Annotated in this window: 1 protein-coding gene and 2 pseudogenes; all 3 read left to right on the top strand. The window is 72.4% G+C overall.

Annotated elements, in window-relative coordinates; all coding sequences use genetic code 11:
• A pseudogene (locus ACZ5Y0_RS25080) lies at positions 1 to 781 on the top strand (hypothetical protein); the annotation flags it as partial.
• A gap of 156 nt (positions 782 to 937) precedes the next feature.
• Positions 938 to 2,086 (top strand): hypothetical protein, encoded by a 1,149-nt coding sequence (locus tag ACZ5Y0_RS25075; protein ID WP_469130918.1) that lies wholly within the window; start codon positions 938 to 940, stop codon positions 2,084 to 2,086.
• A 159-nt stretch (positions 2,087 to 2,245) separates the two neighbouring features.
• Positions 2,246 to 2,751: pseudogene (locus tag ACZ5Y0_RS25070) on the top strand (hypothetical protein); the annotation flags it as partial.

The raw sequence follows: 2,751 nt of genomic DNA, 5'->3' as shown, positions 1-2,751 counted from the left end.
GTGCGCCGGTGCCGCCCTGGAAGCCCTGGGTGCCCTGGAAACCCTGGCTGCCTTGTGTGCCTTGTGCGCCGGTGTCGCCCTGGAAGCCCTGGCTGCCTTGTGTGCCTTGTGCGCCGGTGTCGCCCTGGAACCCTTGACTGCCCTGGGCACCGGCACCGCCCTGAAATCCTTGCGTGCCCTGCGGGCCGACGTTGCCTTGACTGCCTTGGCTGCCGACATCGCCCTGGCTGCCCTGGACTCCGGCTCCGCCCTGGAAGCCCTGGCTGCCCTGGGGCCCCTGACTGCCCTGATTCCCCTGCACACCGGTTGCGCCCTGACTGCCCTGGCTGCCCTGGAACCCCTGAGTGCCGGGGCTGCCCTGACTGCCCTGCGGCCCAGCTCCCGAACCACCCGGACTGCCCTGCGCACCCTGGAAACCCTGCGGACCGATACCGCCCTGGGCACCCTGCACACCGGCGCCGCCCTGAACACCGGGACCACCCTGGAAGCCCTGGCTGCCCGCGGTCCCCGGCGTACCCATGTCGCCCTGCGTCCCCTGACTTCCCTGACTACCGGTACCGCCCTGACTGCCCTGCAGGCCCTGGCTGCCGACACCGCCCTGACTGCCTTGCACACCGGTGTCGCCCTGGCTCCCCTGAGTTCCGCTTCCCTGGGCCCCTTGAGCACCGGTGTCGCCCTGGAAGCCCTGGCTTCCCTGGGCCCCTTGAGCACCGGTGTCGCCCTGGAACCCCTGGCTGCCTTGCGCGCCTTCGTCGCCTTGGCTGCCTTGGCTGCCCTGTGAGCCGGGTCCGCCCTGGCTGCCCTGGACTCCTGCACCGCCTTGGCTGCCTTGGCTGCCCTGCGGGCCGATGTCGCCTTGGGTGCCTTGGACTCCGATTCCGCCTTGGCTGCCCTGCGGCCCGGTACCGCCCTGGGTCCCCTGGGCTCCGGTGTCCCCTTGGCTGCCCTGACTTCCCTGGGCTCCGGTACCGCCCTGACTGCCCTGCGCCCCGGCATCGCCCTGGCTCCCCTGGAAACCCTGCGTCCCCAAGTCACCCTGGCTGCCCTGGACCCCGGCGTCGCCCTGGCTGCCCTGACTGCCCTGGCTGCCGATACCGCCCTGGCTGCCTTGGCTGCCGACATCGCCCTGGCTGCCCTGGACTCCGGCTCCGCCCTGGAAGCCCTGGCTGCCCTGGGGCCCCTGACTGCCCTGATTCCCCTGCACACCGGTTGCGCCCTGACTGCCCTGGCTGCCCTGGAACCCCTGAGTGCCGGGGCTGCCCTGACTGCCCTGCGGCCCAGCTCCCGAACCACCCGGACTGCCCTGCGCACCCTGGAAACCCTGCGGACCGATACCGCCCTGGGCACCCTGCACACCGGCGCCGCCCTGAACACCGGGACCACCCTGGAAGCCCTGGCTGCCCGTGGCCCCCGGCGTACCCATGTCGCCCTGCGTCCCCTGACTTCCCTGACTACCGGTACCGCCCTGACTGCCCTGGGCTCCGGTACCACCCTCGCTGCCCTGGCTTCCCTGGGCTCCGGTGCCGCCCTGGTTGCCCTGCGCCCCGATACTGCCCTGACTGCCCTGACTTCCGGTGCCACCTTCGGTTCCCTGGCTTCCCTGGGCTCCGGTGCCGCCCTGGCCGCCCTGCGCGCCGGGACCACCCTGGAACCCTTGGCTGCCTTGCGTTCCCTCGCCGCCCTGACTTCCCTGCGCTCCCGCGTCGCCCTGGCTGCCTTGCGCGCCGGGTCCGCCCTGGCTGCCCTGGGCTCCGGTACCACCCTGGTTGCCCTGACTTCCCTGCGCTCCCGTGTCGCCTTGGCTGCCTTGCGCGCCGGGTCCGCCCTGGCTTCCCTGGCTGCCGGTGTCGCCCTGACTGCCTTCGCTGCCCTGCGGACCGATACCGCCCTGACTGCCCTGCGGGCCGGCGTCGCCCTGGCTGCCCTGGACTCCGGCGCCGCCTTGGCTGCCCTGGCTGCCCTGAAATCCCTGGCTGCCCGGGTCTCCTTGGGCGCCCGTGCCGCCCTGGACTCCCTGGCTGCCTTGGCTGCCCTGGAACCCCTGGGTGCCGGGGCTGCCCTGGCTGCCCTGTGGCCCAGCTCCTGAACCGCCCGGGCTGCCCTGCGCACCCTGGAAACCCTGGGGGCCGATACCGCCCTGGGCGCCCTGCACTCCGGCGCCGCCCTGGACACCGGGACCACCCTGGGTGCCTGGAGCGCCCTGGGATCCTGGTGTGCCGGTGTCGCCCTGAAACCCTTGACTGCCTTGACTTCCCTGGGTTCCGGTGCCGCCTTGATTCCCCTGGTTTCCCTGGCTGCCAAGCCCGCCCTGACTGCCCTGGGCTCCGGTACTGCCTTGGTTGCCCTGTGCTCCGGCACCTCCTTGGCTGCCTTCGCTGCCCTGGGCTCCGGCCCCTCCCTGGCTTCCCTGTGGGCCGGCGCCACCCTGGTTGCCTTGCGCTCCGAGGCCGCCCTGACTGCCCTGGGATCCGGTTGCGCCCTGGTTTCCTTGGGTGCCCTGGGCTCCGGTACTGCCCTGGTTGCCCTGTGCTCCGGCACCTCCTTGGCTGCCTTCGCTGCCCTGGGCTCCGGCGCCTCCCTGGCTTCCCTGTGGGCCGGCGCCACCCTGGTTGCCTTGCGCTCCGAGGCCGCCCTGACTGCCCTGGGATCCGGTCGCGCCCTGGTTTCCTTGGGTGCCCTGGGCTCCGGTACTGCCCTGGTTGCCCTGTGCTCCGGCACCTCCTTGGCTGCCTTCGCTGCCCTGGGCTCCGT

The sequence above is a fragment of the Streptomyces sp. NPDC033216 genome (genome assembly GCF_055577115.1).
The sequence above is the reverse complement of the archived record's forward strand: the minus strand, read 5'-3'. Positions and strand labels throughout refer to the sequence as shown.